This window comes from Geodermatophilus sp. SYSU D00703 (assembly GCF_054050155.1).
Genome location: NZ_JBJGYU010000015.1, coordinates 1 through 23,184, shown reverse-complemented (window position 1 = coordinate 23,184; position 23,184 = coordinate 1). Strand labels below are relative to the sequence as shown.

13 protein-coding genes are annotated in these 23,184 nt (G+C 74.0%); 8 read left to right on the top strand and 5 right to left on the bottom strand.

Annotation, left to right across the window (positions count from 1 at the left end; genetic code table 11):
- Positions 1–67: 67 nt before the first annotated feature.
- The 4 genes from glgB to ACI782_RS15270 form a co-directional block, all read right to left on the bottom strand.
- Positions 68–3,046, bottom strand: a complete 2,979-nt coding sequence (glgB, locus tag ACI782_RS15285; protein ID WP_456910634.1) for a 1,4-alpha-glucan branching protein GlgB — start codon at positions 3,044–3,046, stop codon at positions 68–70.
- 53 nt (positions 3,047–3,099) lie between these two features.
- Positions 3,100–4,470 (bottom strand): maltokinase N-terminal cap-like domain-containing protein, encoded by a 1,371-nt coding sequence (locus tag ACI782_RS15280; protein WP_456910632.1) that lies wholly within the window; start codon positions 4,468–4,470, stop codon positions 3,100–3,102.
- On the bottom strand, positions 4,467–6,335 hold the full coding sequence (gene treS / locus ACI782_RS15275) for a maltose alpha-D-glucosyltransferase (protein ID WP_456910630.1): 1,869 nt from the start codon (positions 6,333–6,335) through the stop codon (positions 4,467–4,469). Before treS ends, ACI782_RS15280 begins: the two co-directional genes overlap by 4 nt.
- 102 nt (positions 6,336–6,437) lie before the next feature.
- Positions 6,438–8,471: an alpha-1,4-glucan--maltose-1-phosphate maltosyltransferase gene (locus tag ACI782_RS15270; RefSeq protein WP_456910628.1), complete on the bottom strand. Its 2,034-nt coding sequence runs from the start codon at positions 8,469–8,471 to the stop codon at positions 6,438–6,440.
- 141 nt (positions 8,472–8,612) lie between these two features.
- On the opposite strand from ACI782_RS15270, the gene glgP reads away from it, so the two are divergent.
- Both glgP and ACI782_RS15260 read left to right on the top strand, forming a co-directional pair.
- The gene (glgP, locus tag ACI782_RS15265; protein ID WP_456910626.1) at positions 8,613–11,162 is read left to right on the top strand and encodes an alpha-glucan family phosphorylase; all 2,550 of its coding nucleotides are present in this window, start codon (positions 8,613–8,615) and stop codon (positions 11,160–11,162) included.
- Positions 11,163–11,294: 132 nt separating this feature from the next.
- The gene (locus ACI782_RS15260) at positions 11,295–12,284 is read left to right on the top strand and encodes an FHA domain-containing protein (RefSeq protein ID WP_456910624.1); all 990 of its coding nucleotides are present in this window, start codon (positions 11,295–11,297) and stop codon (positions 12,282–12,284) included.
- Positions 12,285–12,576: 292 nt separating this feature from the next.
- On the opposite strand, the gene glgX is transcribed toward ACI782_RS15260, so the two are convergent.
- Positions 12,577–14,727, bottom strand: a complete 2,151-nt coding sequence (gene glgX, locus ACI782_RS15255) for a glycogen debranching protein GlgX (protein ID WP_456910622.1) — start codon at positions 14,725–14,727, stop codon at positions 12,577–12,579.
- Positions 14,728–14,801: 74 nt separating this feature from the next.
- Between glgX and ACI782_RS15250 the strand changes: the two genes are divergently transcribed.
- The 6 genes from ACI782_RS15250 to ACI782_RS15225 all read left to right on the top strand — a co-directional run bounded on the left by ACI782_RS15250 (position 14,802) and on the right by ACI782_RS15225 (position 22,760).
- Positions 14,802–15,593: an ABC transporter ATP-binding protein gene (locus ACI782_RS15250; RefSeq protein WP_456910620.1), complete on the top strand. Its 792-nt coding sequence runs from the start codon at positions 14,802–14,804 to the stop codon at positions 15,591–15,593.
- On the top strand, positions 15,593–17,323 hold the full coding sequence (locus tag ACI782_RS15245) for a hypothetical protein (protein WP_456910618.1): 1,731 nt from the start codon (positions 15,593–15,595) through the stop codon (positions 17,321–17,323). Before ACI782_RS15250 ends, ACI782_RS15245 begins: the two co-directional genes overlap by 1 nt.
- Before the next feature lie 101 nt (positions 17,324–17,424).
- Complete coding sequence (locus tag ACI782_RS15240; protein WP_456910616.1) at positions 17,425–18,966, top strand: NAD(P)/FAD-dependent oxidoreductase; 1,542 nt, start codon at positions 17,425–17,427, stop codon at positions 18,964–18,966.
- A gap of 121 nt (positions 18,967–19,087) precedes the next feature.
- The gene (locus ACI782_RS15235; protein WP_456910614.1) at positions 19,088–20,602 is read left to right on the top strand and encodes a glycosyltransferase family 39 protein; all 1,515 of its coding nucleotides are present in this window, start codon (positions 19,088–19,090) and stop codon (positions 20,600–20,602) included.
- Between the two features lie 69 nt (positions 20,603–20,671).
- Positions 20,672–21,457 carry an enoyl-CoA hydratase/isomerase family protein gene (locus ACI782_RS15230; protein ID WP_456910612.1) on the top strand — a complete coding sequence of 262 codons (786 nt, stop codon included), beginning with the start codon at positions 20,672–20,674 and terminating at the stop codon, positions 21,455–21,457.
- 139 nt (positions 21,458–21,596) lie between these two features.
- Positions 21,597–22,760: an extracellular solute-binding protein gene (locus tag ACI782_RS15225; protein WP_456910610.1), complete on the top strand. Its 1,164-nt coding sequence runs from the start codon at positions 21,597–21,599 to the stop codon at positions 22,758–22,760.
- The last annotated feature ends 424 nt before the right edge of the window (positions 22,761–23,184 follow it).

The following is a 23,184-nucleotide window of genomic DNA, read 5'->3' as shown; positions in this document are numbered from 1 at the left end:
GAGCGAGCAAGGACCTCCCTGCCCCCCACTGTTCACGGGCGCAGCGGGACCCTGCAGGAAGGCCGTTTCAGCCCTCGTGCAGCAGCCAGACGGTGCCCAGGGGCGGGGCCGACACGGTCGCCGAGTACGGCTGGCCGTGCCACGGCTCCTCGACCGCCTCGACGCCGCCGAGGTTGCCCACGCCGGACCCGCCGTAGCCGTCGGAGTCGGTGTTCACCACCTCGCGCCAGAACCCGGGGTGGGGCAGCCCGATCCGGTAGCCGTGGTGGGGCACGCCGGCGAAGTTCACCACGCAGGCCAGGGCCTGGCCGGTGCCGCCGTCGGCGTCCGGGCGGCCGTAGCGCAGGAAGGACAGCACGTTGTTCGCCGAGTCGTTGGCGTCGATCCACTGGAAGCCCGCGGGGTCGACGTCCTGCGACCACAGCGCCGGCAGCTCCTTGTACCGGGCGTTGAGGTCGGTGACCAGCGCGAGCACGCCGCGGTGAGCGGGGTCGTCGAGGTGCCACCAGTCCAGCGAGCGGCTCTCGGCCCACTCGGAGTCCTGGGCGAACTCCGAGCCCATGAACAGCAACTGCTTGCCGGGGTGCGCCCACATGTAGGCCAGGTAGGCGCGCAGGTTGGCCAGCTGCTGCCAGCGGTCGCCGGGCATCTTCCGCAGCAGCGAGCCCTTGCCGTACACGACCTCGTCGTGGCTGATCGGCAGCACGTAGTTCTCGGAGTAGGCGTAGATCATCGAGAACGTCAGCTGGCCGTGGTGGTAGCTGCGGTGCACCGGCTGCTTGGTCATGTACGCCAGCGAGTCGTGCATCCAGCCCATGTTCCACTTGAACCCGAAGCCCAGGCCGCCGAGGTGGGTGGGCCGGGTGACGCCGGGCCAGGCGGTCGACTCCTCGGCGATGGTGACCACGCCGGGGACCTCCCGGTAAACCGTCGCGTTCGTCTCCTGCAGGAACGCGACCGCCTCGAGGTTCTCCCGGCCGCCGTGCACGTTGGGGACCCACTCGGTGCGGGAGTAGTCCAGGTAGAGCATCGAGGCCACCGCGTCGACGCGCAGGCCGTCGACGTGGAACTCCTTGCACCAGTACAGGGCGTTGGCGACGAGGAAGTTGCGCACCTCGGAGCGGCCGAAGTCGAACACGTAGGTGCCCCAGTCCTGCTGCTCACCGCGCCGGGGGTCGCCGTGCTCGTACAGCGGCGTCCCGTCGAAGCGCGCCAGCGCCCAGTCGTCCTTGGGGAAGTGCGCCGGCACCCAGTCGACGATGACCCCGATGCCGGCCTGGTGGGCGCGGTCGACGAAGTAGCGGAAGTCGTCGGGTGTGCCGTACCGCGCCGTGGGGGCGTAGTAGGAGGTCACCTGGTACCCCCACGAGCCGCCGAAGGGGTGCTCGGCCACCGGCATCAGCTCGATGTGGGTGAAGCCGGCGGAGACGACGTAGTCGACCAGCTCGTCGGCGAGCTCGCGGTAGGACAGGCCCTGCCGCCAGGAGCCGGCGTGCACCTCGTAGATGCTCATCGGCCGCGCGTGCCAGTCGGCGCGGGCCCGGTCGGCGAGCCACTCCTCGTCGTTCCACTCGTGCGTGGACTCGGTGACGACCGAGGCGTTGAGCGGCGGCACCTCGGTGGCGAAGGCCAGCGGGTCGGACTTGTGCCGCCAGACGCCGTCGCGGCCGAGCACGTGGTAGCGGTACCGGGTGCCGATCGCCACGCCGGGGATGAAGACCTCCCAGACGCCGGAGGAGCCCAGGGACCGCATGGGGTAGGCGCGGGCCTCCCAGTAGTCGAAGTCGCCGGTGACCCGTACGCCCTGCGCGTTGGGTGCCCAGACCGCGAACGAGACGCCCTGCACCTGTCCACGCGCGGTGTCGTAGCGGCGGACGTGCGCGCCGAGCACCTCCCACAGCCGCTCGTGCCGGCCCTCGCGGATCAGGTGCTGGTCGAGCTCGCCGACCGTCGGCAGCCAGCGGTAGGGGTCGTCGACGACGAAGGTGTTGGTGCCGCCCTCGCCGTCGGCGTACGTGACGTCGAGCCGGTAGTCCCCGGGCTGCTTCGGCAGGGAGGCCTCGAAGATGCCGCCGGGGTGGATCTGGCCGCCGTCGTAGCGGGCGCCGTCCTCGTCGACGACCACCACCGCCACGGCGTCCGGCCGCAGGGTACGCACCACCCAGCCGGTACCGGACGGGTGGGCGCCCAGCACGCTGTGCGGGGCGTAGGACCACCCGTCGACGATGGCCCGCAGCTGCTCCTCGCTGACCCGCCGCACCGAGGGCTGGCCGCCCTCGCCGATGGTGATGCCCTCGGCGACGTCGGCCAGGGAGGCCTCGTCGCTGGTGACCTCCCCCGCAGCGGTGGCCTCCCCGGCGGAGGTGGCCACCCCGCCGGCCGGGGTGCCGGCGCCCGTCCCGTCGGGCACGAGGCCGGTGACGACGCTGCCGGCCGCGCCCGTGCCGTGCGCGACCGCGGTGTCGCGGTCGTCCGGCGCCTGCGGCGTGCTGGGCTCGTCGGGGGAGGGGCTGGGCGGCTCGGGCTGGGGTGCGGGCGCGCCCGAGGGGCTGCCCGGCTCGGCGATGGGCGCCGGCGCGACCACCGGGGTCGCCGTGCCGCCCTGCGCGGCCACGACCTCGGCCTGCGCCTTCTTGCGCGGCGCCCGCTTGGTGGCCTTCTTCGCCGGGGCCGCCGCGCCGTCCTCGGTCGCCGGGGTTCCCTCGGCCGCCGCGGCGGTCTTCTTCGCGGCGGTCTTCTTGGCCGTCGTCCGGGTGGCCGCCGTCGTCTTCTCGGCCGTCGTCTTCTCGGCCGCGGTCTTCTTCGCTGCCGTGGCCTTCTTCGCTGCCGTGGCCTTCTTCGCCGCGGGGGCCTTCTTGGCGGCCGCCCGCTTGCCGGCCGGCGCGTTCACGACCGGCCCGGACTCGGCGGCCTGGGCCTGCGCGGTCTTCTCCTCGACGACGGCCTGCAGCTCGTCCTTGGTGGCGGGTGGCCGAGCGCCGGAGTCGATGGTCGGCTCGGTCGCGCCCGTCGCCTTGTCCTCGGTCGTCCCGTCAGGGGATGTCATCGCGTCGCCGTCCTCTTCGGTGCGGTCCGTCGGTGGTCTCGGGTGCGCGTGTGCTAGTCCGCGGCGGTGAGCCGGGACAGCGACTGCAGCGGGATGATCAGCCAGTGCGGGCGGTTGCGCGCCTCGTAGACGCACTCGTAGACGGCCTTGTCCGCCTCGAAGGCCCGCAGCAGGGGGGAGTCGCCGCAGGAGGTCAGCCCGCTCGCCGCCGAGTACCCGGCGCAGAACGCGGTGCGGTTGCGCTCTGCCCACTCCTGCGCGCGGTATGCGCGTTGGGGGTCCTCGGGCTGCTCGACGAGCATGTGTCGTGCGGCGTAGTCGAAGCTGCGCAGCATCCCCGCGACGTCGCGCATCGGGGTGTCGAGCTCGCGCCGGGACGCCAGCGGCCGGGCCGGCTCGCCCTCGAAGTCCAGCACGATCCACCCGGTGGCGGTGCGCAGCACCTGGCCGAGGTGCAGGTCGCCGTGCACCCGCTGCCGGACGACGGGCTCGTCGGCGTCGGCGACGGCGGCGTACACCGCGCGCAGCCCGTCGGCGTGCTCGGCCAACTGGGGGACGACGGCGATCGCCGCCTCCAGCCGCGCGGTCATCTGCTCGGCCACGGTCGCGAACCAGGCCCGGTCGGCGCTCTCGGTGGGCAGCACCTGGGCCAGGTCGGCGTGCACCGACGCGGTCGCGGCGCCGAGCCGCTCGCTGTCGGCGGCGAAGTCCCCGCCGACCTCGTCGGCGTGCAGGTCGCCCTCGGAGAACAGGTCCCGCACGCTGGCGGTGGCCAGCCGCCACCCGTCGCTGGCGTTGGGCACGAACGTCTGCAGCATCGCGACCGTGGCCGGCGGGACCGACGGGTCGGGGTCGTCGATCTCGATGTGGCCCAGCAGTGGCGCGATGTGCGGGTTCTGCGTCTTGCGCAGCGCGTCGTGGATCTCGACGTCCGGGTTGAGCCCGGGCTCCAGCCGGCGGAACAGCTTGAAGATCGCCTCCTGGCCGTAGACCAGGGAGGTGTTGCTCTGCTCGGTGGAGAGGACGTCGCCGGGCAGGCCCTCGGGGATGTAGGCGACCCCGGCCGGGTGGAAGTGCATCGGCCCGATCGTCGAGGCGTTGACCAGGTGGATCAACCACGGCGTGGTGGCGTCCCGGTCGCGCAGCGCGTCGTAGGCGTAGTTCTCCCGGTCCTTGCCGGGGACGGCGCCGACGAACGCCGAGCTGAGCTCCTCGGCCGGGTGCTCGCGCCAGGACAGCGGCACCAGGTAGGTCTCGACCGCGCCGTCGGTGTAGGTGACCCGCACCCGGTGCACCGACAGGACGGGGTCGGCCTGGTCGAGCAGGAAGCCCTCCTCGGCGACCTCGGCCCACTCGCGGCCCTTGCCGCCGAACCACCGCTGGTGCGGCATCCAGTCGCGGAGCAGGTCTGTGAGCGCGCTCATCGGGGTCCTCCGGAGCTCGGGGGCACGTCGTCGCCGGTGCGGGTGTCGCTGTCGCCGGGGATCTCCTCCGCGGCGGAGACCACGCCGGCGGCCAGCAGGTCCTCCGCCACCGTGCTCGAGGCGGTGCTCTCCCAGTCCTCCGGTTCCTCCGGCGCGGGCTCGGCCGGCCTGGCCAGCTCGAACCAGTAGAAGCCGTGCCCGGCGAGGGTGAGCATGTACGGCAGGACGCCGATCTGGGGGAACTCGACGCGGCCGGTGAGCTCGACGGGCGTGTAGCCCTCGAACTGGCGCAGGTCGAGCTCCACCGGCTGCGGGAACCGGGACAGGTTGTTCACGCACAGCACGATGTCGTCGCCGAACCGGCGGACGAAGGAGAGCACCGTCGGGTTGCGCGAGCCGACCTCCTCGTAGGTGCCGAGGCCAAAGGTCGGGTGCTCCTTGCGGACCCGGATCATCTGCCGGATCCAGTGCAGCATCGAGGTGGTGTTGCGCAGCTGCGCCTCGACGTTGGTGGTCTGGTAGCCGTAGACCGGGTCCATGTTCAGCGGCAGGTACATCCGCTGCGGGTCGGCGGTGGAGAAGCCGCCGTTGCGGTCCGGGGTCCACTGCATCGGCGTCCGCACGCCGTCCCGGTCACCGAGCCAGATGTTGTCGCCCATGCCGATCTCGTCGCCGTAGTACAGGACCGGCGAGCCCGGCAGTGACAGCAGGAGCGCGTTGAACAGCTCCAGGGTGTCCATGTCGTTGTCCAGCAGCGGCGCCAGCCGGCGGCGGATGCCGATGTTGGCCTTCATGCGGGGGTCCTTGGCGTACTCCGCCCACATGTAGTCGCGCTCCTCGTCGGTGACCATCTCGAGGGTCAGCTCGTCGTGGTTGCGCAGGAAGATGCCCCACTGGCAGTTGGCCGGGATGTCCGGCGTCTGGGCCATGATCTCCGAGATCGGGAACCGCTGCTCCCGCCGCACACCCATGAACAGGCGCGGCATCACCGGGAAGTGGAAGGCCATCTGGCACTCGTCGCCGTCCTCGCCGAAGTACTCGACGACGTCGGCCGGCCACTGGTTGGCCTCGCACAGCAGCACGCGGTCGGGGTAGTCGGCCTCGACCACCTTGCGGACGTGCTTGAGGAACTCGTGGGTCTTGGGCAGGTTCTCGCAGTTGGTCCCCTCCTCCTCGTAGAGGTAGGGGACGGCGTCGAGCCGGAAGCCGTCGATGCCCAGGTCCAGCCAGAACCGCAGGGCGTCGATGATCGCCTCCTGCACCCGCGGGTTCTCGAAGTTCAGGTCCGGCTGGTGGGAGAAGAACCGGTGCCAGAAGTACTGCTTGCGCACCGGGTCGAAGGTCCAGTTGGAGCTCTCGGTGTCGACGAAGATGATCCGCGCGTCGGCGTAGCCGGTGTCGTCGTCGGCCCACACGTAGAAGTCGCCGTAGGGCCCCTCGGGGTCGCTGCGGCTGGCCTGGAACCAGGGGTGCTGGTCCGAGGTGTGGTTCATGACGAAGTCGATGATCACGCGGATGCCCCGCGCGTGGGACGCCTGCAGGAGCTCCCGGAAGTCCTCGATGTCGCCGAACTCGGGCAGGACGGCGGTGTAGTCGCTGACGTCGTAGCCGCCGTCGCGCAGCGGCGAGGCGAAGAACGGCGGCAGCCACAGGCAGTCGACGCCGAGCCACTGCAGGTAGTCCAGCTTGTCGATCATGCCGCGCAGGTCGCCGACGCCGTCGGCGTTGCTGTCGGCGAAGCCGCGGACGAGCACCTCGTAGAAGACGGCGCGCTTGTACCACTCGGGGTCGGTCCCCGGGGCCGGCAGCGCCGACCGCGGGGCGTCGGGACGGCCGTCGGGGAGGCCAGGGACGGTAACGGTCATCGCGGGGGATCGCCCTCGATCTCTTGCTCGTCGCGGGGGAGCGGATGGGTGGTCGCGGCCTGCCTGCGGGGGCCCGCCGCGAGCCTGCGAGTGGGTCCTTTCTCAGGCCACGGGCGGTGGCACCTGCACCGGCCGGTGGTGGGTGATCGAGAAGACGTGCGCCGGCTCCCGGTGGGGGTCGAGCTCGACGTAGTTGAACTGGCCCCAGTCGTACGAGGCGCCGGTGAGCTCGTCGGTCACGGTGAACCGCTCGTGCCAGTCGAGGCCGAGCACGGGGAGGTCCAGGGCCGTCGTCCCGATCTGGGTGTTGTGGCTGTCCAGCGACACGACGACCAGGACGGCGTCCTGCGAGCCCGGGTCGGTCTTCGTGAAGCAGATCAGGTTCGGGTTGTCCACGGGGTGGAACCGCAGCGTCCGCAGCTGCTGCAGGGCCGGGTGGGCACGGCGGATCTCGTTGAGCCGCCGCAGGTAGGGCGCGAGGCTGTGCCCGGAGGCCTCGGCCCCGGCGAAGTCCCGCGGCCGGAGCCGGTACTTCTCGCTGTCGAGGTACTCCTCGCTGCCCGGGCGGACGGCGACGTGCTCGAACAGCTCGTACCCGGAGTAGACGCCCCAGGTGGGGCTCATCATGGCCGCCAGCACGGCGCGGATCTTGAACATCGGCGGGCCGCCGTACTGCAGCGACGCGTGCAGGATGTCCGGGGTGTTCACGAAGAAGTTCGGCCGCATGTAGTGGCAGTTGGCGGCCAGCTCCCGGCCGTAGTCCTCCAGCTCACCGCGCGCGGTGCGCCAGGTGAAGTAGGTGTAGGACTGGGTGAACCCCAACCGGGCGAGCTGGTGCATCATCGCCGGCCGGGTGAACGCCTCGGCGAGGAACAGCACGTCGGGGTCGGTCCGCTTGACCTCCCAGATCAGCCAGTGCCAGAAGTTCAGCGGCTTGGTGTGCGGGTTGTCGACGCGGAAGACCCGCACCCCGGCGTCCATCCACACGCGCACGACCCGCAGCACCTCGGCGTAGATGCCCTCGGGGTCGTTGTCGAAGTTGACCGGGTAGATGTCCTGGTACTTCTTCGGCGGGTTCTCCGCGTACGCGATCGTGCCGTCGGGCTTGGTGGTGAACCACTCGGGGTGGCTGGTCACCCACGGGTGGTCCGGCGCCGCCTGCAGCGCCAGGTCCAGGGCGACCTCCATGCCGAGCTCGCCGGCCCGCCGGACGAAGTCCCGGAAGTCCTCCATCGTGCCCAGTGCCGGGTGGACGGCGTCGTGCCCGCCCTCCGCGCTGCCGATGGCCCACGGTGAGCCGACGTCGTCCGGGCCCACCTCGTTCGGGTTGCCGCCCGGGAACAGCGGCGTGTTCGGGCCCTTGCGGTTGACCCTGCCGATCGGGTGGATCGGCGGCAGGTAGACGACGTCGAAGCCCATCTCGGCGACGGCCGGCAACCGGTCGGCGGAGGTGGCGAAGGTGCCGTGGGTGGGCCGGTCCCCGACGACGGGGCCGGTGGAGCGCGGGAAGAACTCGTACCAGGAGCCGAACAGCGCCCGCTGACGGTCCACCCACACCTCGTACCGGGGCCCCCGGGTGACCAGTTCCCGGACGGGGTGCTCGTACAGGTAGTGCTGCACGCCCTCGGCCAGCGCCGGGCCGACGCGGGCGGGGACGTCGAGCGAGGTGTCCCGCAGCGCGGCGGCGGCGTCGGTCAGCCGCTGCTTCCACTCCCCGTCGGCCTCGGCGGTCACCCGGTCGAGCAGCCGGGCGCCCTCCTCCAGGTCGTTGGCGAGCTCGTCGGCGCCCTGACCGGCGGCGATCTTCACCTCGACCGCGTGGTGCCAGGTCGCCAGCGGGTCGCTCCAGGCCTCGACCCGGAACGACCACCGCCCCTCCCGGTCGGGCACGACCGTGGTGATCCAGCGGTCGGGCTCCGACCCGAACCGCACCATCCGCCGGAGCGGTCGCGCCTCGCCGTCCGCGCCGGGCGGGGTCCAGACGACGTTCGCCGCGACGGCGTCGTGGCCCTCGCGGAAGACGGTGGCGGTGATCGGCAGGTGCTCACCGACCACGGCGCGGGCCGAGAACGACCCGCACGACACGACGGGGGCGACATCGGTGATGCCGAGACGGAGGTCTGCGCGGCCAGTCATCCCGGCCACGCTATCGATCTCCGGCCCGGCGGGCACGTCGACCGGGAAACGCCTCCGCGGGGCAGGTGGGAGCCGCGTGTCGGCCCGGTGGACTCCCGTCGGCACCCGGTGTCGGGGGCGTCACCTGGTTACTCTTCGGCGGTGCGTGCTCTCCGCCGGTTCACCGTCCGCGCCTCGCTCCCCGCGGAGCTGATGCCGCTGTCCCAACTGGTGACCAACCTCCGTTGGTCCTGGCACCCCGAGACCCGGGACCTGTTCGAGGCCCTCGACCCGCAGCTGTGGCAGACCTGCAAGGGGGACCCCGTCAAGGTCCTCGGGGAGGTCTCCGCCGAGCGGCTGGCCACCCTCGCCCGGGACCGCCGGTTCCTGCGCCGGCTCCAGGACGTCGTCGACGACCTCGAGGACTACCTGTCGGGCCCGCACTGGTACCAGACGCTGGGGGACGGCGCCCCGGCCACGATCGCCTACTTCTCGGCCGAGTTCGGCATCACCGAGGTGCTGCCGCAGTACTCCGGCGGCCTCGGCATCCTCGCCGGTGACCACCTCAAGGCCGCCTCCGACCTCGGCGTCCCGCTCGTCGGGGTGGGCCTGCTCTACCGGGCCGGCTACTTCGAGCAGTCGCTCTCGCCCGACGGCTGGCAGCTGGAGCACTACCCGTCGCTGGACCCGCACGGCCTGCCGGTGAAGCTGCTGCGCCAGCCCGACGGGTCGGCGGTCGTCATCACCGTCCCGCTGCCCGAGGGGCGCACGTTGCACGCCCACGTCTGGCGCGCCCAGGTCGGCCGCGTGTCGCTGCTGCTGCTCGACAGCGACATCGAGGAGAACGCGCCGTCGGAGCGGGTGGTCACCGACCGTCTCTACGGCGGCGACGAGGACCACCGGCTGCGCCAGGAGATGCTGCTGGGCATCGGCGGCGTCCGGGCGCTGCGCGCCTACTGCCAGCTCACCGGCACCCCGGCGCCGGAGGTCTACCACGCCAACGAGGGCCACGCCGGCTTCCTCGGCGTCGAGCGGATCCGCGAGCTCACCGAGTCCCACGGGCTGTCGTTCGGCGAGGCGCTGCAGGCGGTGCGCGCCGGCACCGTGTTCACCACGCACACGCCCGTGCCGGCCGGCATCGACCGCTTCCCGCGGGCGCTGATCGAGCGCTACTTCGCGGGCTTCGGCGTCCCCCTGGACCACCTCATCCCGCTGGGCGGCGAGCAGGACGCGAGCAAGTTCAACATGGCCCACATGGGCCTGCGGCTGGGTCAGCGGGCCAACGGCGTGAGCGAGCTGCACGGGCACGTCAGCCGCTCGATGTTCCGCGGCCTGTGGCCCGGGTTCGACGAGGACGACGTCCCGATCGGCTCGATCACCAACGGGGTGCACGCCCCGACCTGGACCGCGCGCGAGCTGGTCGAGCTCGGCACGCAGACGAGCACCCAGGGCGACCCGGTCGAGGTCGAGGGGCCGGTGCACTTCGACGGCGTCGACCGCATCCCGGCCAGCGAGCTGTGGAGCACCCGGCGGCTGCTGCGCGGCCGGCTGGTCGACGAGGTGCGGCGCCGGCTGCGGGAGACCGCGCTGTCCCGGGGTGCGGCGGAGTCGGAGATCGGCTGGACCGACACCGCCTTCGACCCCGACGTCCTCACCATCGGCTTCGCCCGCCGCGTGCCCTCGTACAAGCGGCTGACCCTCATGCTGCGCGACCCGGAGCGGCTCAAGGCGCTGCTGCTCGACGAGCAGCGGCCGATCCAGCTGGTCATCGCCGGCAAGAGCCACCCGGCCGACGACGGCGGCAAGCAGCTGATCCAGCAGATGGTGAAGTTCGCCGACGACCCGGCGATCCGGCACCGGATCGCCTTCCTCCCCGGCTACGACATCGGCATGGCCCGCTACCTCTACTGGGGCTGCGACGTCTGGCTGAACAACCCGCTGCGCCCGCTGGAGGCCTGCGGCACCTCCGGCATGAAGGCCGCGCTGAACGGCGGGCTGAACCTCTCGATCCGGGACGGCTGGTGGGACGAGTGGTTCGACGGCCAGAACGGCTGGGCGATCCCCACCGCCGACGGCGTCGCCGACCCCGACCGGCGGGACGAGATCGAGGCCCGGGCCATCTACGAGCTGCTCAGCACCCAGGTGCTGCCCCGCTTCTACGAGACCGACCGCGACGGCATCCCCACCCGCTGGGTCGAGATGGTGCGGCACACCCTGCGCGAGACCGGCCCCAAGGTGCTGGCCACCCGCATGGTGCGGGACTACGTCGAGCAGCTCTACGTGCCCGCGGCCGGCTCCGCCCGGGCGATGGCCGAGGGCGGCTACGGCATCGCCCGCGAGGAGGCGAACTGGCGGGCGCACCTGCTCGACAACTGGGGGAGCGTGCGGGTCGCCCACGTGGAGGCCACCGGTGCCGGGGACACCCCGGAGATCGGCTCGACGCTGGCGCTGCGGGCGGAGGTGGAGCTGCCCGGCCTCACGCCCGCCGACGTGGAGGTGCAGGCCGCCTACGGCCGGGTCGACGACTCCGACGGGCTGCACCAGGTCACCACGTTGCCGATGAAGCACGAGACCACCGAGGGCTCCCGGCACTGGTTCACCGCCACGCTGCCGCTGGAGCGCACCGGTGCGTTCGGCTACACGGTGCGGGTCCTGCCGAGCTCGCGGCACATGGCCGACCCGGCCGAGCTCGGGCTGGTCGCCAGCCCCTGAACGCCGGCGGGCACACGCGACTCGCGGCACACGCGCCACGGCGGTCGCACGCGCACCGTGAGCGTCGCGACCCTCCGGCGTGGCGGCGTTCCCGGTCCGCCCGCGCGTGCCCGAGGTCATTAGGCTTGCGCCATGCCCGACCGCTGTGAAGTCCTGCCCGGAGACTCCGTCGTCGCCCGACGGGGAGGCGGTCTGCTCTGGGTCGACGCGCCGGGGTCCCCGGCCCTGGTCGCCGCGCTGCACGCCTGCCTGGGGGTCTCCGGCCCCGGCGCCGAGCGGGTGCTCGGCGCGGTGGCGAGCCAGGTCGCCGCGCTGGGCTCCGGGACGGCGTCCTTCGCCCTGGTCCTGGTCGACAGCGCCGGCGGCACGGGCACGGGCACGGCGCTGTGGTCCGGCAAGGGTCAGCCGGCGGTCGACGGCGTCCCGGTGTCGGGCTCGTCGCTCGACGGCTGCACGCTGGCCAGCGGCTTCCACCTCGGCCAGACCCTCTACGTCGGCCCCGGGCAGCCGGTGCCGTCGATGCCGCCGGGCGTGGCCTACGACCTGATCGAGGGCACCGTCCCCGGCTCCGGCGCGATGCTGCAGCTGGCCGCGGTCGCCCACCCGTCGACGGCCGCCGTCCCGCAGTCGAGCCCCTCGGTGTTCTCCGCCGGTTCCGACGCCGGCTTCGGGAGCGACGCCCCGTCGTCCGGGTCCTCCGGCTTCGGTGCCACCGCGGCCCCGGCCCGGCAGGACGACGAGGGCGAGGCGACCGCGTTCTGGAAACCCGAGCCCGCCGCGGCGCCGATCCTCCGCTTCGACGACGGCCTGGTCGTGACCGTCGACGAGGACCTCGTCCTCGGCCGCCGTCCGGACAACCACGAGCTGGTCACCGGCGGGTCGGCCCGGCCGGTGCCGATCGCCGACACGCAGAACGTGCTCTCCTCCGCCCACGCCGCGATCCAGCGCAGCGGCCGCGAGGTGTCGCTGGTCGACCTCGGCTCGCTCAACGGCACGCACGTCGCCGGGCCCGAGGCCACCGAGTGGACCCAGCTGGAGCCCGGCGTGGCCCACCCGCTGTCCGACGGCGACCGCCTGCTGCTGGGCTGGACCGTGATCACCTTCGAGCAGCAGCCCGACTGAGAGGCCCCCTGCCCCCCACCGCTCGCAAGCTCGCGGCGGGACCCCGCAGGGGGCCGGAGCCGCTGCCCGTGTCCCGGCCGGGCCCCGCGACCGCTCCACCCCGGCTGAGAGCCGTCCCCGAGCCCCGGATCCCCGTGCGGACCCGGGGCTCCGGGGCGTGCTCGACGCCCACCACCGGCGTTGCTCGCGCAGGGCGGGTCCTGCAGCACCGGCAGTCCGCGAGGAACACCCGCGATGGCGGGCAGGCGGGGCGGGCCGCGGCGAGGCGCGACGCCGGGCGGGCGGAGCGACCTCAGGGGCGGCGCAGGACGCGCAGCAGCCACACGGTGCGGGACGGCATCTCCAGCGGCCCGGGGGCGACCACGGCCGGCCGCGGCGGCGCCCCGGTCGGGTACTCGGTCGAGACGACGAACTCGTAGCCGTCGGCCCAGGGCGGCCCGGGCAGGTGCACGGTGACCGGCGCCGGGCCGGCGTGCAGCTGCACCAGGTACGAGTCGTCCTGCACCGGTCGGCCGCGCTGGTCGCGGTGCCGGATGCCGCGGCCGTCGAGGTACATCCCGATCGTCTGCAGCCCGCCGTCGAACCAGTCCGCCGTGGACAGCTGGTGCCCGGCGGGGTGGAACCAGGCGAGGTCGCGGGTGCCGCCGGTGCCGGGGATCTCGTGGCCCTCGAAGAACGCCTCCTGCCGCAGCACGGGGGAGGACCGCCGCAGGGCCACCAGCCGGGAGACGAAGGCGCGCAGGTCCTCGTCGACGGACTTCCAGTCGATCCAGGAGATCTCGTTGTCCTGGCAGTAGGCGTTGTTGTTGCCCTCCTGCGTCCGGCCGAGCTCGTCGCCCGCGGTCAGCATCGGCACGCCGGTCGACAACAGCAGGGTGGCCAGGTGGTTGCGCACCTGCCGGGCCCGCAGCGCGGTGACCTCCGGGTCGTCGGTGGGGCCCTCCACCCCGCAGTTCCAGTTGCGGTTGTGGCTCTCGCCGTCCCGGTTGTCCTCGCCGTTGGCCTCGTTGTGCTTGCGCTGGTAGGTGACCAGGTCGGCGAGGGTGAAGCCGTCGTGGGCGGTGACGAAGTTGATGCTGGCGAAGGGCCGGCGGCCGTCGGAGCGGTAGAGGTCCGAGGAGCCGGTGAGCCGGTAGGCGAGGTCGCGGACGCCGACGTGCGCCCCGGACCACACGTCCCGGACGGTGTCGCGGTACTTGCCGTTCCACTCGGTCCACAGCGGCGGGAAGTTGCCCACCTGGTAGCCGCCCTCGCCGACGTCCCACGGCTCGGCGATGAGCTTCACCTGGCTGACCACCGGGTCCTGGTGGACGACGTCGAAGAACGCCGACAGCCGGTCGACGTCGTGCATCGAGCGGGCCAGCGCCGCGGCGAGGTCGAACCGGAAGCCGTCGACGTGCATCTCGGTGACCCAGTAGCGCAGCGAGTCCATCAGCAGCGCCAGCACCGGGGGACGGCGGACGTCGAGGGTGTTGCCGCACCCGGTGTAGTCCGTGTAGCGGGACGGGTCGCCGCCGTCGAGCCGGTAGTAGCCGCCGTTGTCGATGCCCTTGAACGACAGGGTGGGCCCGGTGTGGTCGCCCTCGGCGGTGTGGTTGTAGACCACGTCGAGGACGACCTCGATGCCGGCCGCGTGCAGGGTCTTGACCATCGCCTTGAACTCGGTGACCTGCTGCCCGGCGGTGCCCGAGGAGCTGTAGGCGGCGTGCGGGGCGAAGTAGCCGAGGGTGTTGTAGCCCCAGTAGTTGGTCAGGCCGCGGCGGAGCAGGTGCGGCTCGCTGACGAAGTGGTGCACCGGCAGCAGCTCGACCGCGGTCACCCCGAGCGCCTGCAGGTGCTCGATGAACGCGGGGTGCGCCAGGCCGGCGTAGGTGCCGCGCAGCGCGGGCGGGATCTCCGGGCAGCTCATCGTCGCGCCCTTGACGTGCACCTCGTAGATCACCGTGTCGGCCCACGGCGTCCCCGGCCGCCGGTCGCCGTCCCACGGGAACGGGTCGTGCACCACCACGCCCCGCGGCACGTACGGCGCGGAGTCGCGGTGGTCGGCCGGCCCGTCGCCCCGGCGGCCCTCGGTCAGGCCGTCGGCGTAGCCGAACAGCGCCGGGTCCAGGGTGAGCTCGCCGTCCACGGCGCGGGCGTAGGGGTCCAGCAGCAGCTTGGCCGGGTTGTACCGCAGCCCCGACTGGGGGTCGTAGCCGCCGTGCACCCGGTAGCCGTAGCGCTGGCCGGGGCCGATGCCGGGCAGCCGGGCGTGCCACACCTGGTGGGTGGTCTCCTGCAGCCGGTGGCGGTGCTCGGTCCCGTCGCCGTCGAACAGGCACAGGTCCACCGCCTGCGCGCCGGCCGACCACAGGGCGAAGTTGGTGCCGGTCCCGTCCCAGGAGGCGCCCAGGGGGCTGGGGGCGCCGGGCCAGACCGCGACGTCGTCCGGGCTGCTTCGCACGGGTCGATCCTGGCAGGACCGGCGGCCGTCGGGTGGCACGCCGGGGCGCGCGGGCGGGTTGGTTGGATGGAGGGGTGTCGAGGGACCCGGTCGTCGAGATGCACGGTGTGGACGTCGTCCGCGGGCAGACCCACCTGCTCCGCGGGGTCGACTGGACGGTGCACGACGACGAACGCTGGGTCGTGCTCGGCCCCAACGGCGCGGGCAAGACGACGCTGCTGCAGCTGGCCGCGGCGCACATGCACCCCACCCGCGGCACGGTCACCCTGCTCGGGGAGACCCTCGGCGCGGTCGACGTCTTCGAGCTGCGGCCGCGCATCGGCCTGACCAGCGCCGCGCTGGCCCAGCGCATCGAGCCCGCCGAGCGCACCGGGGACGTCGTCCTGTCCGCCGGGTACGCCGTGGTCGGCCGCTGGCGGGAGCGCTACGACGTCCACGACCTGACCCGGGCGGCGATGCTCATGCAGCAGTGGGGCGTCACGCCGATGGCCCACCGACCGTTCGGCACGCTGAGCGAGGGCGAGCGCAAGCGGGTGCAGATCGCCCGCGCGCTCATGCCCGACCCCGAGCTGCTGCTGCTCGACGAGCCCGGCGCCGGCCTCGACCTCGGCGGCCGCGAGGACCTCGTCAGCCGGCTGTCGGACCTCGCCCGCTACCTCTACGCCCCGGCGCAGGTGCTGGTCACCCACCACGTCGAGGAGATCCCGCCGGGCTACACCCACGCGCTGCTGCTGCGCGCCGGCCAGGTGGTGGCCGCCGGGCCGGTGGAGCAGGTGCTCACCCGGGAGACGCTGTCGCAGACCTTCGGGTTGGCGCTCCAGGTCCAGCGGGCCGACGGCCGCTGGACCGCCCGCCGCGCCGCCTGATGGAGCACCCCCTCCTCTCCACCCCTCGCAGGCTCGGGGCGGGTTCCTGGAGGGGCCCGTCGAGCGGACCCACGGCGCTGGTCGCGGGGCTGCTCGTCGCCGGGCTGGCGGTGCAGCTGGTCCCGCTGGTGGCCTTCCCGACCGTCCTGAGCCAGGACGGTCCGGCGCACGTCGCCGGTGCCTGGGCGCTGGTCCACCACGGGGAGGACGGGGCCGTGGGGACGGCGCTGCGGGAGCACTACCGGGTCGACCTGACCCCGGTGCCGAACATGGCGGCCACGCTGCTCCTGGCGGGCCTGCTGCAGGTCGTCGGGCCGGACACCGCCGAGCGGCTGCTCGTGGCGGGGATCGTCGCCGGTCTGGTCGCGGCGCTGGCGTACGCCGTCCGGGGGGTGTCGCCCCGGGCCGGCTGGCTCGCGGGTGCGGCGCTGCTGTTCGGCAGCAGCCACCTGCTGGCCTACGGCTTCTACAACTTCGTGCTCGGCGTCATCGGCTCGCTGCTCGTCCTGGGCGTCGCCCTCCGCTGCCGGGCGGGGTGGTCCCCGCGCGCGGTGGGCGGTCTCGCCGTCCTGTCGCTGCTGACCTGGACGGCGCACCTCCTGCCGTGGGTCGTGGGGGTCGGCGGGGTGCTCCTGCTCGAGTCGTCCCGGGCGGGGGCGGCGGTGCGGGGCGGGACGCCGGCCCTGTCCGCCGCCCGGCGGCACCTGGCCCCGGCCGTCCTCGCCGTCCTGCCCGGCGTGCTGCTCACCGCGGCCTACCTCGCCACCGGCGAGGGGCCGCCGGCCACGCCGGAGGGCGAGCCCTCGACGGAGCGGCTGGAGACGCTGCTGCGCGGGGAGCGCCCGTTCCTGACCGGCTGGGGGGTCGACGGCGTTCCCGACCTCGCCCGCGCCGCCGCGCTCGCCGCGACGGTGGCGCTGCTCGTGCTCGCGCTGCTCGCCCTGCGCCGGCCGGGGCCCGACGGCCGCGACGAGCCCGGCCGCGGGGCCGACCGGGTGGCCCTGGGGGTGCTGCTGGCCGGCGCGGTCCTCGCCGTCAGCCTGACCCCCGAGCGCCTGGGCCCGGACTTCGGGTTCCTCGTCGGCCGGCTGGCCTGGTTCCCGCCGCTGCTGCTGGTCCTCTGGGCGGCGACGCGGCTGCCGGGACGGGTGGTCGGCGCCGTCCTCGCCGCCGTCCTGGTGGGCTCGGCGTCGGCCGGCGCGATCGCGCGGCTGCCGGCGCAGGCCGTGGCGGCCGACGAGGTCGCCGAACTGCTGTCGGTGGCCGCCGCCGTCCCGCCGGGGTCCACCCTCGTCGTGCTGCAGTACAGCCGGTCGGCGGCGGCGCCGGAGCGCGGCACGCCCGACCCGCTGCGCCATGAGTCGAGCCGGCTGGCCGTGCGCAGCGGCGCCGTCGACGTGGGCCACTACGAGGCCGCCGAGGCGTACTTCCAGGTGGAGTTCGCCGCCGGCTCCTCCCTGCGCAGCCGGCTGGACCCGGGGCTGCGCGGCCTCGAACGGCTCCCCCCGGCCGTGGACCTCCCCGCGGTGCGCGGCGACCTGGACGCCGTCGTCGTCCTGGGGCTGGACCGGGCCACCCCGGAGGTCCGAGGATCGGCACGGACCCAGGCAGTCCTCGCCGAGCTCGCCGCCCACTACCGGCCCGTCGAGACCTCCTCTCCGACCGGGCTGGTGACGGTGTGGCGGGCCGCCGGGGAGGGGTCCGGGACGGGTGCGACCGGTGCCGGCTGAGCTGGTTTCGGTCCGCATCGGTCCGGGGTAGGGCGGGGCCGTTGCTGCCGGGGGAGCTGGCGGGCGCAGCCCCGCGGGGCAGGGGACGAGGCGGAGGACGCGTGCGCGGACCACAGGCGGGAACCGGACCTCACACCGTCGTCATCGGGGCCGGCCCGGCCGGTCTCACCGCCGCGCACGAGCTCACGGCCCGGGGCCTGCCCGTGACCGTGCTCGAGGCGGACACCGTCGTGGGGGGTATCAGCCGCACCGTGGAGCGGGACGGCTGGCGCTTCGACATCGGCGGGCACCGCTTCTTCACGAAGGTGCCCGCCGTCGAGCGGTGGTGGCACGAGATGCTCGACGACGACGAGTTCCTCTCCCGCCCGCGGCTCTCACGCATCCACTACGCGGGCCGGCTGTTCGACTACCCGCTGCGGCCGCTCAACGCCCTGCGCGGCCTCGGCCCGGCGGAGGCGGTCCGCTGCCTGGCGTCCTACGTGGCGGCGCGGTTGCGCCCGCCGCGCGACCAGAGCCACTTCGAGGGCTGGGTGACCGCGCGCTTCGGGCGGCGGCTCTACGGGATCTTCTTCAAGACCTACACCGAGAAGGTCTGGGGGATCCCGGCCACCGAGATCCAGGCGGACTGGGCCGCGCAGCGGATCAAGGACCTCGACCTGTGGCGGGCGGTCGTGCACGCGCTGCGGCCGAGCGCCGGGTCGCAGATCACCACGCTCATCGACCGCTTCCAGTACCCCCGCACGGGCCCCGGGCTCATGTGGGAGCGGACGCTGGAGAGGGTGCGGGAGGCCGGGGGACAGGTGCGGCTCGGCGTCCGCTGCACGACCGTCCACCGCGATGAGCGGGGCGTCGTGGCGGTCAGCACCCGCTCGGACTCGTCCGGCCGGCACCCCGCGGAGCCGGACCAACGGGTCCCGGCCGACCACGTCATCTCCTCCATGCCGCTGCCCGAGCTGGTCCTCGCGATGGACCCGCCCGCACCGCCGCACGTCCGTGAGGCCGCCGAGGGGCTGTCGCACCGGGACTTCCTCACCGTCGCCCTCGTCGTGCCCCAGGAGGCGGGTTTCCCCGACAACTGGATCTACATCCACTCCCCGGAGGTCCGGGTCGGCCGCATCCAGAACTTCGGCAGCTGGTCGCCGTTCCTGGTCAAGGACGGGCGGACGTGCCTGGGGCTGGAGTACTTCGTCGACGAGGGCGACGACGTCTGGGCGGCCGACGACGAGGCGCTGGTCGAGCTCGCCACGCGGGAACTCGTCCAGCTCGGCCTGGTGGGCGCTGACCGGGTCGAGCGCGGCTTCGTCGTACGGATGCCCAAGGCCTACCCCGTCTACGACGCGGGTTACGACGAGCGGGTCGAGCTCATCCGGGCCTGGCTGGCCGAGGAGGTGCCCAACGTGCACCCGGTGGGCCGCAACGGCATGCACAAGTACAACAACCAGGACCACTCGATGGTGACGGCGATGCTGACCGTCGAGAACATCGCCGACGGGGCCGACCACGACGTGTGGGCGGTCAACGTCGAGGAGGACTACCACGAGGGGAGTGCGGCGTCGCAGTCCTCCGCCGGGCAGCGGAGCGTGCGGGCCGGGACCGGCCGGGCAGCCCCGATCCTGCCCCGTCGTCGGCCGCGTGCCGCCTAGTCCGGACGCCGCAGGGACGTCGTCCGCCGCGGCGCAGGCCGCGCAGGACGACCCGGCTGCGCGCCGCCCGGCCCCGCGGCCGGGGGGGCCGTCCCGGCCGGGGCAACGGTCCTGGAGACCGGTGCTGCCCGCGCTGCCGGCCCTGCTCGTGGTCGCCGTCGTCGTGGTCGGCGCGGTCGCCCGCGTCGTCGCACCGCCCGACCTGTGGCTGGACGAGGCGCAGAGCGTCGCCATCGCGCGCCTGCCGCTCCCGGAGCTGTTCGCCGCGCTGCGGGAGGACGGCTCGCCCCCGCTGTACTACCTGCTGCTGCACGGCTGGATCGGGCTGTTCGGGCAGGGCACGGCGGCGGCCCGGGGCCTGTCGGTGCTCATCGGCCTGCTGACGTTGCCGGCCGCCTGGCTCGTGGCGCGGCGGATGGCCGACCGGCGGGTGGCGGCCGCTCTGGTCGTGCTGCTGGCCACCTCGCCGTTCGTCATCCGGTACGCGGCGGAGACCCGGATGTACGGGCTCCTGCTGCTGCTCACGGTGCTGGGCGGACTCGCGGTGCACACCGTCGTCCGCCGGCCCGGGACGTGGCCGGTGGCCGCGCTCGGTCTGGTCGCCGGCGCCCTCCTGCTCACCCACGTCTGGGCGTTCCACCTGGTCGCCGCGACCGGGCTGTGCGCCTTGGCCGCGCTGCCTGCGCGGCCGCGTCCCGCACTCCGGGTGCTGGCCGGCCTCGCCCTGGGCGGCCTGCTGTACCTCCCGTGGCTGCCGACCCTGCTGTTCCAGATGGCCCACACCGGCACGCCGTGGGCGGAGGAGCCGGGTCTGGCCGCCCTGCCGATCGCGCTGGAGGCGTGGCGCGGCGGCTTCGAGGTCCGGGCCCACGTCCTGGGGACGGCGCTGGTGCTGCTCGCTGCGCTCGGCGCCCTCGCCCTCGGCACGGACCATCGCCGCGGGGACACCACGGTGCTGCTGTCGCTGCGCCCTCGGCCGTCGCGGGCTGCCCTGCTGGTCCTGTCGGTCGGCACCCTCGTCCTCGCCGGGCTGGTCAGCCGGGCCACCGGCACCGCGGTGCACGGCCGGTACACCAGCGTGGCGCTGGTGCCGTTCCTGGCGCTGGTCGCGCTCGGCCTGGCCGCACTGCCCACCGCCCGCGCCCGGCTCGGCGGGCTCGTCCTGGTGGCCGTGCTGGGCCTGGCGACGGCGCTGCCGCACCTCTCCGACCCCCGAACGCAGGCCGGTCAGGTGGCCCGCGCCCTGGCCGCAGCCGCGCCCGGGGACCTCGTCGTCTTCTGCCCCGACCAGCTCGGCCCGTCGGTCGCCCGCCTCGTGCCCCCGGAGCGCGGCCTGGACCTGGTCGTGTACCCGGACCTCCGGCCGGCCGACCGGGTGGACTGGACCGACTACGTCGACCGTGTGCGGGGGACACCCTCGGAGACCGTCGCCGCGGCGGTGCTCGACCGCGCCGGGGGAGCGGCGGTCTGGGTGGTGACCGGCCGCGGGTTCCTCGTGCCCTCCCCGGAGCGGTGCGGGGACCTCGTCGACGCGCTGGCCGCCGTCCGGGGCCGCCCGGAGCTGCTCGTCCCGCCCGACGTGGAGGTGCCGGAGAACATGCGGCTGCAGCGCCTCCCCGCCCGACCGGGGGGCTAGGGCGTGGCCGAGCCGACCTGCTGGCTAGGGTGCGGCGACGACGTCGTCCCAGCTCGCTGGAGGACCCCCATGGCAGCGCCGGAGTTCGTGACCCTGCAGGTGGCTGATGGGGTGGGCACCATCCGCCTCGACCGGCCGAAGATGAACGCGATCGACGAGCAGCTGCACCGGGAGGTGCGCGCCGTCGCCATGGAGGCGGGCGAACGCGCCGACGTCCGGGCGGTGGTGCTCTACGGCGGGGAGCGGGTCTTCGCCGCCGGCGCCGACATCAAGGCCATGGCACCGCTGGACGGCGCCGGCATGACCGCCTGGGGCCGGGAGCTCACCAACTCCTTCACCGCGGTGCAGCGCATCCCGAAGCCGGTCATCGCCGCCATCACCGGCTACGCCCTCGGCGGCGGGTACGAGCTCGCGCTGTGCGCCGACTTCCGGGTGATGGGCGCCGGCGCGAAGGTCGGCCAACCGGAGATCCTGCTCGGCGTCATCCCCGGCGCGGGGGGCACGCAGCGGCTGGCCCGCCTGGTCGGGCCGGCGAAGGCCAAGGACCTGGTGTTCACCGGCCGGCACGTCGGCGCGGAGGAAGCCCTGGAGATCGGGCTGGCCGACGCCGTCGTCCCCGACGCGGAGGTCTACGACACCTCGGTGGCGATGGCGCGCAAGTTCGCCGCCGGCCCGCCGCTGGCGCTCGCGGCGGCCAAGCGGGCCATCGACGAGGGGCTCGACCGGCCGCTGGACCAGGGGCTGGCCCTGGAGACCGAGCTGTTCGCCGGGTTGTTCGACACCGAGGACCAGAAGACCGGGATGCGCTCGTTCCTGGAGAGCGGCCCGGGCAAGGCGACGTTCAGCGGTCGCTGACCGGCCCCGGGCGTTCGCCGGACCGTTCCCCGCCGTCGACGTCGGCTCCCCCTCGCAGACACCCCAGGTCTGCCACCATCCCGGCAGACCGCCCGCGGCACCCGGCCGGGCGCCACGGACCCACCACCGGAGGAGACACGTGCAGCGCAGCACCCTGAGGAGACGTCCCCCCGTGCGGACGGCGACGGCGCTGGCCGTCGCGGCCCTCGCACTGGCCGCCTGCGGAGGTGGGGACGACGGCTCCGGCGGCGGGGGCTCCGGCACCGAGGCGGCCGGCGCGACGTCGGTGCAGGACTTCGGGGACCTCGACGCCCTCGTCGCGGCCGCGCAGGCCGAGGGCGAGCTCAACGTCATCGCGCTGCCGCCGGACTGGGCCAACTACGGGGAGGTGATCGCCGCCTTCGAGGAGGAGTACGGCATCACCGTCAACAGCGCCCTCCCCGACGGCTCCAGCCAGGACGAGCTCAACGCGGTGACCAGCCAGCGGGGGCAGGACCGCGCTCCCGACGTCCTGGACCTCGGGACCGCCTTCGCCCGCCAGGCCCAGGCGCAGGACCTGCTCGCGCCCTACCGGGTGCAGACCTGGGACGAGATCCCCGAGGACCAGAAGGACCCCGAGGGCCACTGGTACAACGACTACGGCGGCTACGTGTCGATCGGCTGCAACGCCTCGGTCATCGACCAGTGCCCGGCCAGCTTCGCCGAGCTGCTCGACCCGCGGTACGCCGGCCAGGTCGCGCTCAACGGCAACCCGACCCAGGCGGCGGCGGCCTTCGCCGGGGTCTGGGCGGCGTCCCTGGCCAACGGCGGCAGCCTCGACGACATCGGCCCGGGCATCGACTTCTTCCGGCAGGTCAAGGACGCCGGGAACTTCAACCCGGTGGAGATCACCCCGGCGACGATCCTCAGCGGCGAGACGCCGCTGTCCATCGACTGGGACTACAACAACGCCGCGCTCACCGACGACCTCGCCGACCAGGGCGCCGAGTGGCAGGTCGCCGTCCCGTCCGACGGGCTGTTCGGCGGCTACTACAGCCAGGCGATCAGCAAGTTCGCCCCGCACCCGGCCGCCGCGCGGCTGTGGCAGGAGTTCCTCTACAGCGACCAGGGGCAGAACCTGTGGCTGAACGGCGGCGCCCGGCCGGTGCGGTTGCCGACCATGCAGGAGGCGGGCACGGCCGACGCCGACGCGCTGGCGGCGCTGCCGCCGGTCGAGGGCACCGCGGACTTCCCGACCCAGGAGCAGGAGACCGCCGCTCAGCAGGTGGTCGCCGAGCGGTGGAACGCGGAGATGTCCGGCTGAACACCACGACGAGCAGCCCGGTCCGGGACGGCGGCCCCGCGGTCGCCGCCCCGGACCGCGCGCGCGTGCGGGGACGGGTCCGGGCCCGGCTGCTGCCCTGGCTCGGCGCGGTGCCGTTCTTCCTCTACGTCGCGGTCTTCCTCGTGCTGCCGGTCGGCGTCCTCGCGGTGGAGGCCTTCCGGGTGACCGACCCGGTCACCTTCGAGGAGAGCTGGTCGGCGGCGAACCTCGGCGCGATCACCGAGGGCGCCTACCGGCGGGCCTACGTCGGCAGCCTGCAGCTGTCGGCGCTCACCGCCGTGCTGGGTGCCGTCCTCGGCCTCGCCGTGGGGGGGGGGGGGGGGGGGGGGGGGGGGGGGGGGGGGGGGGGGGGGGGGGGGGGGGGGGGGGGGGGGGGGGGGGGGGGGGGGGGGGGGGGGGGGGG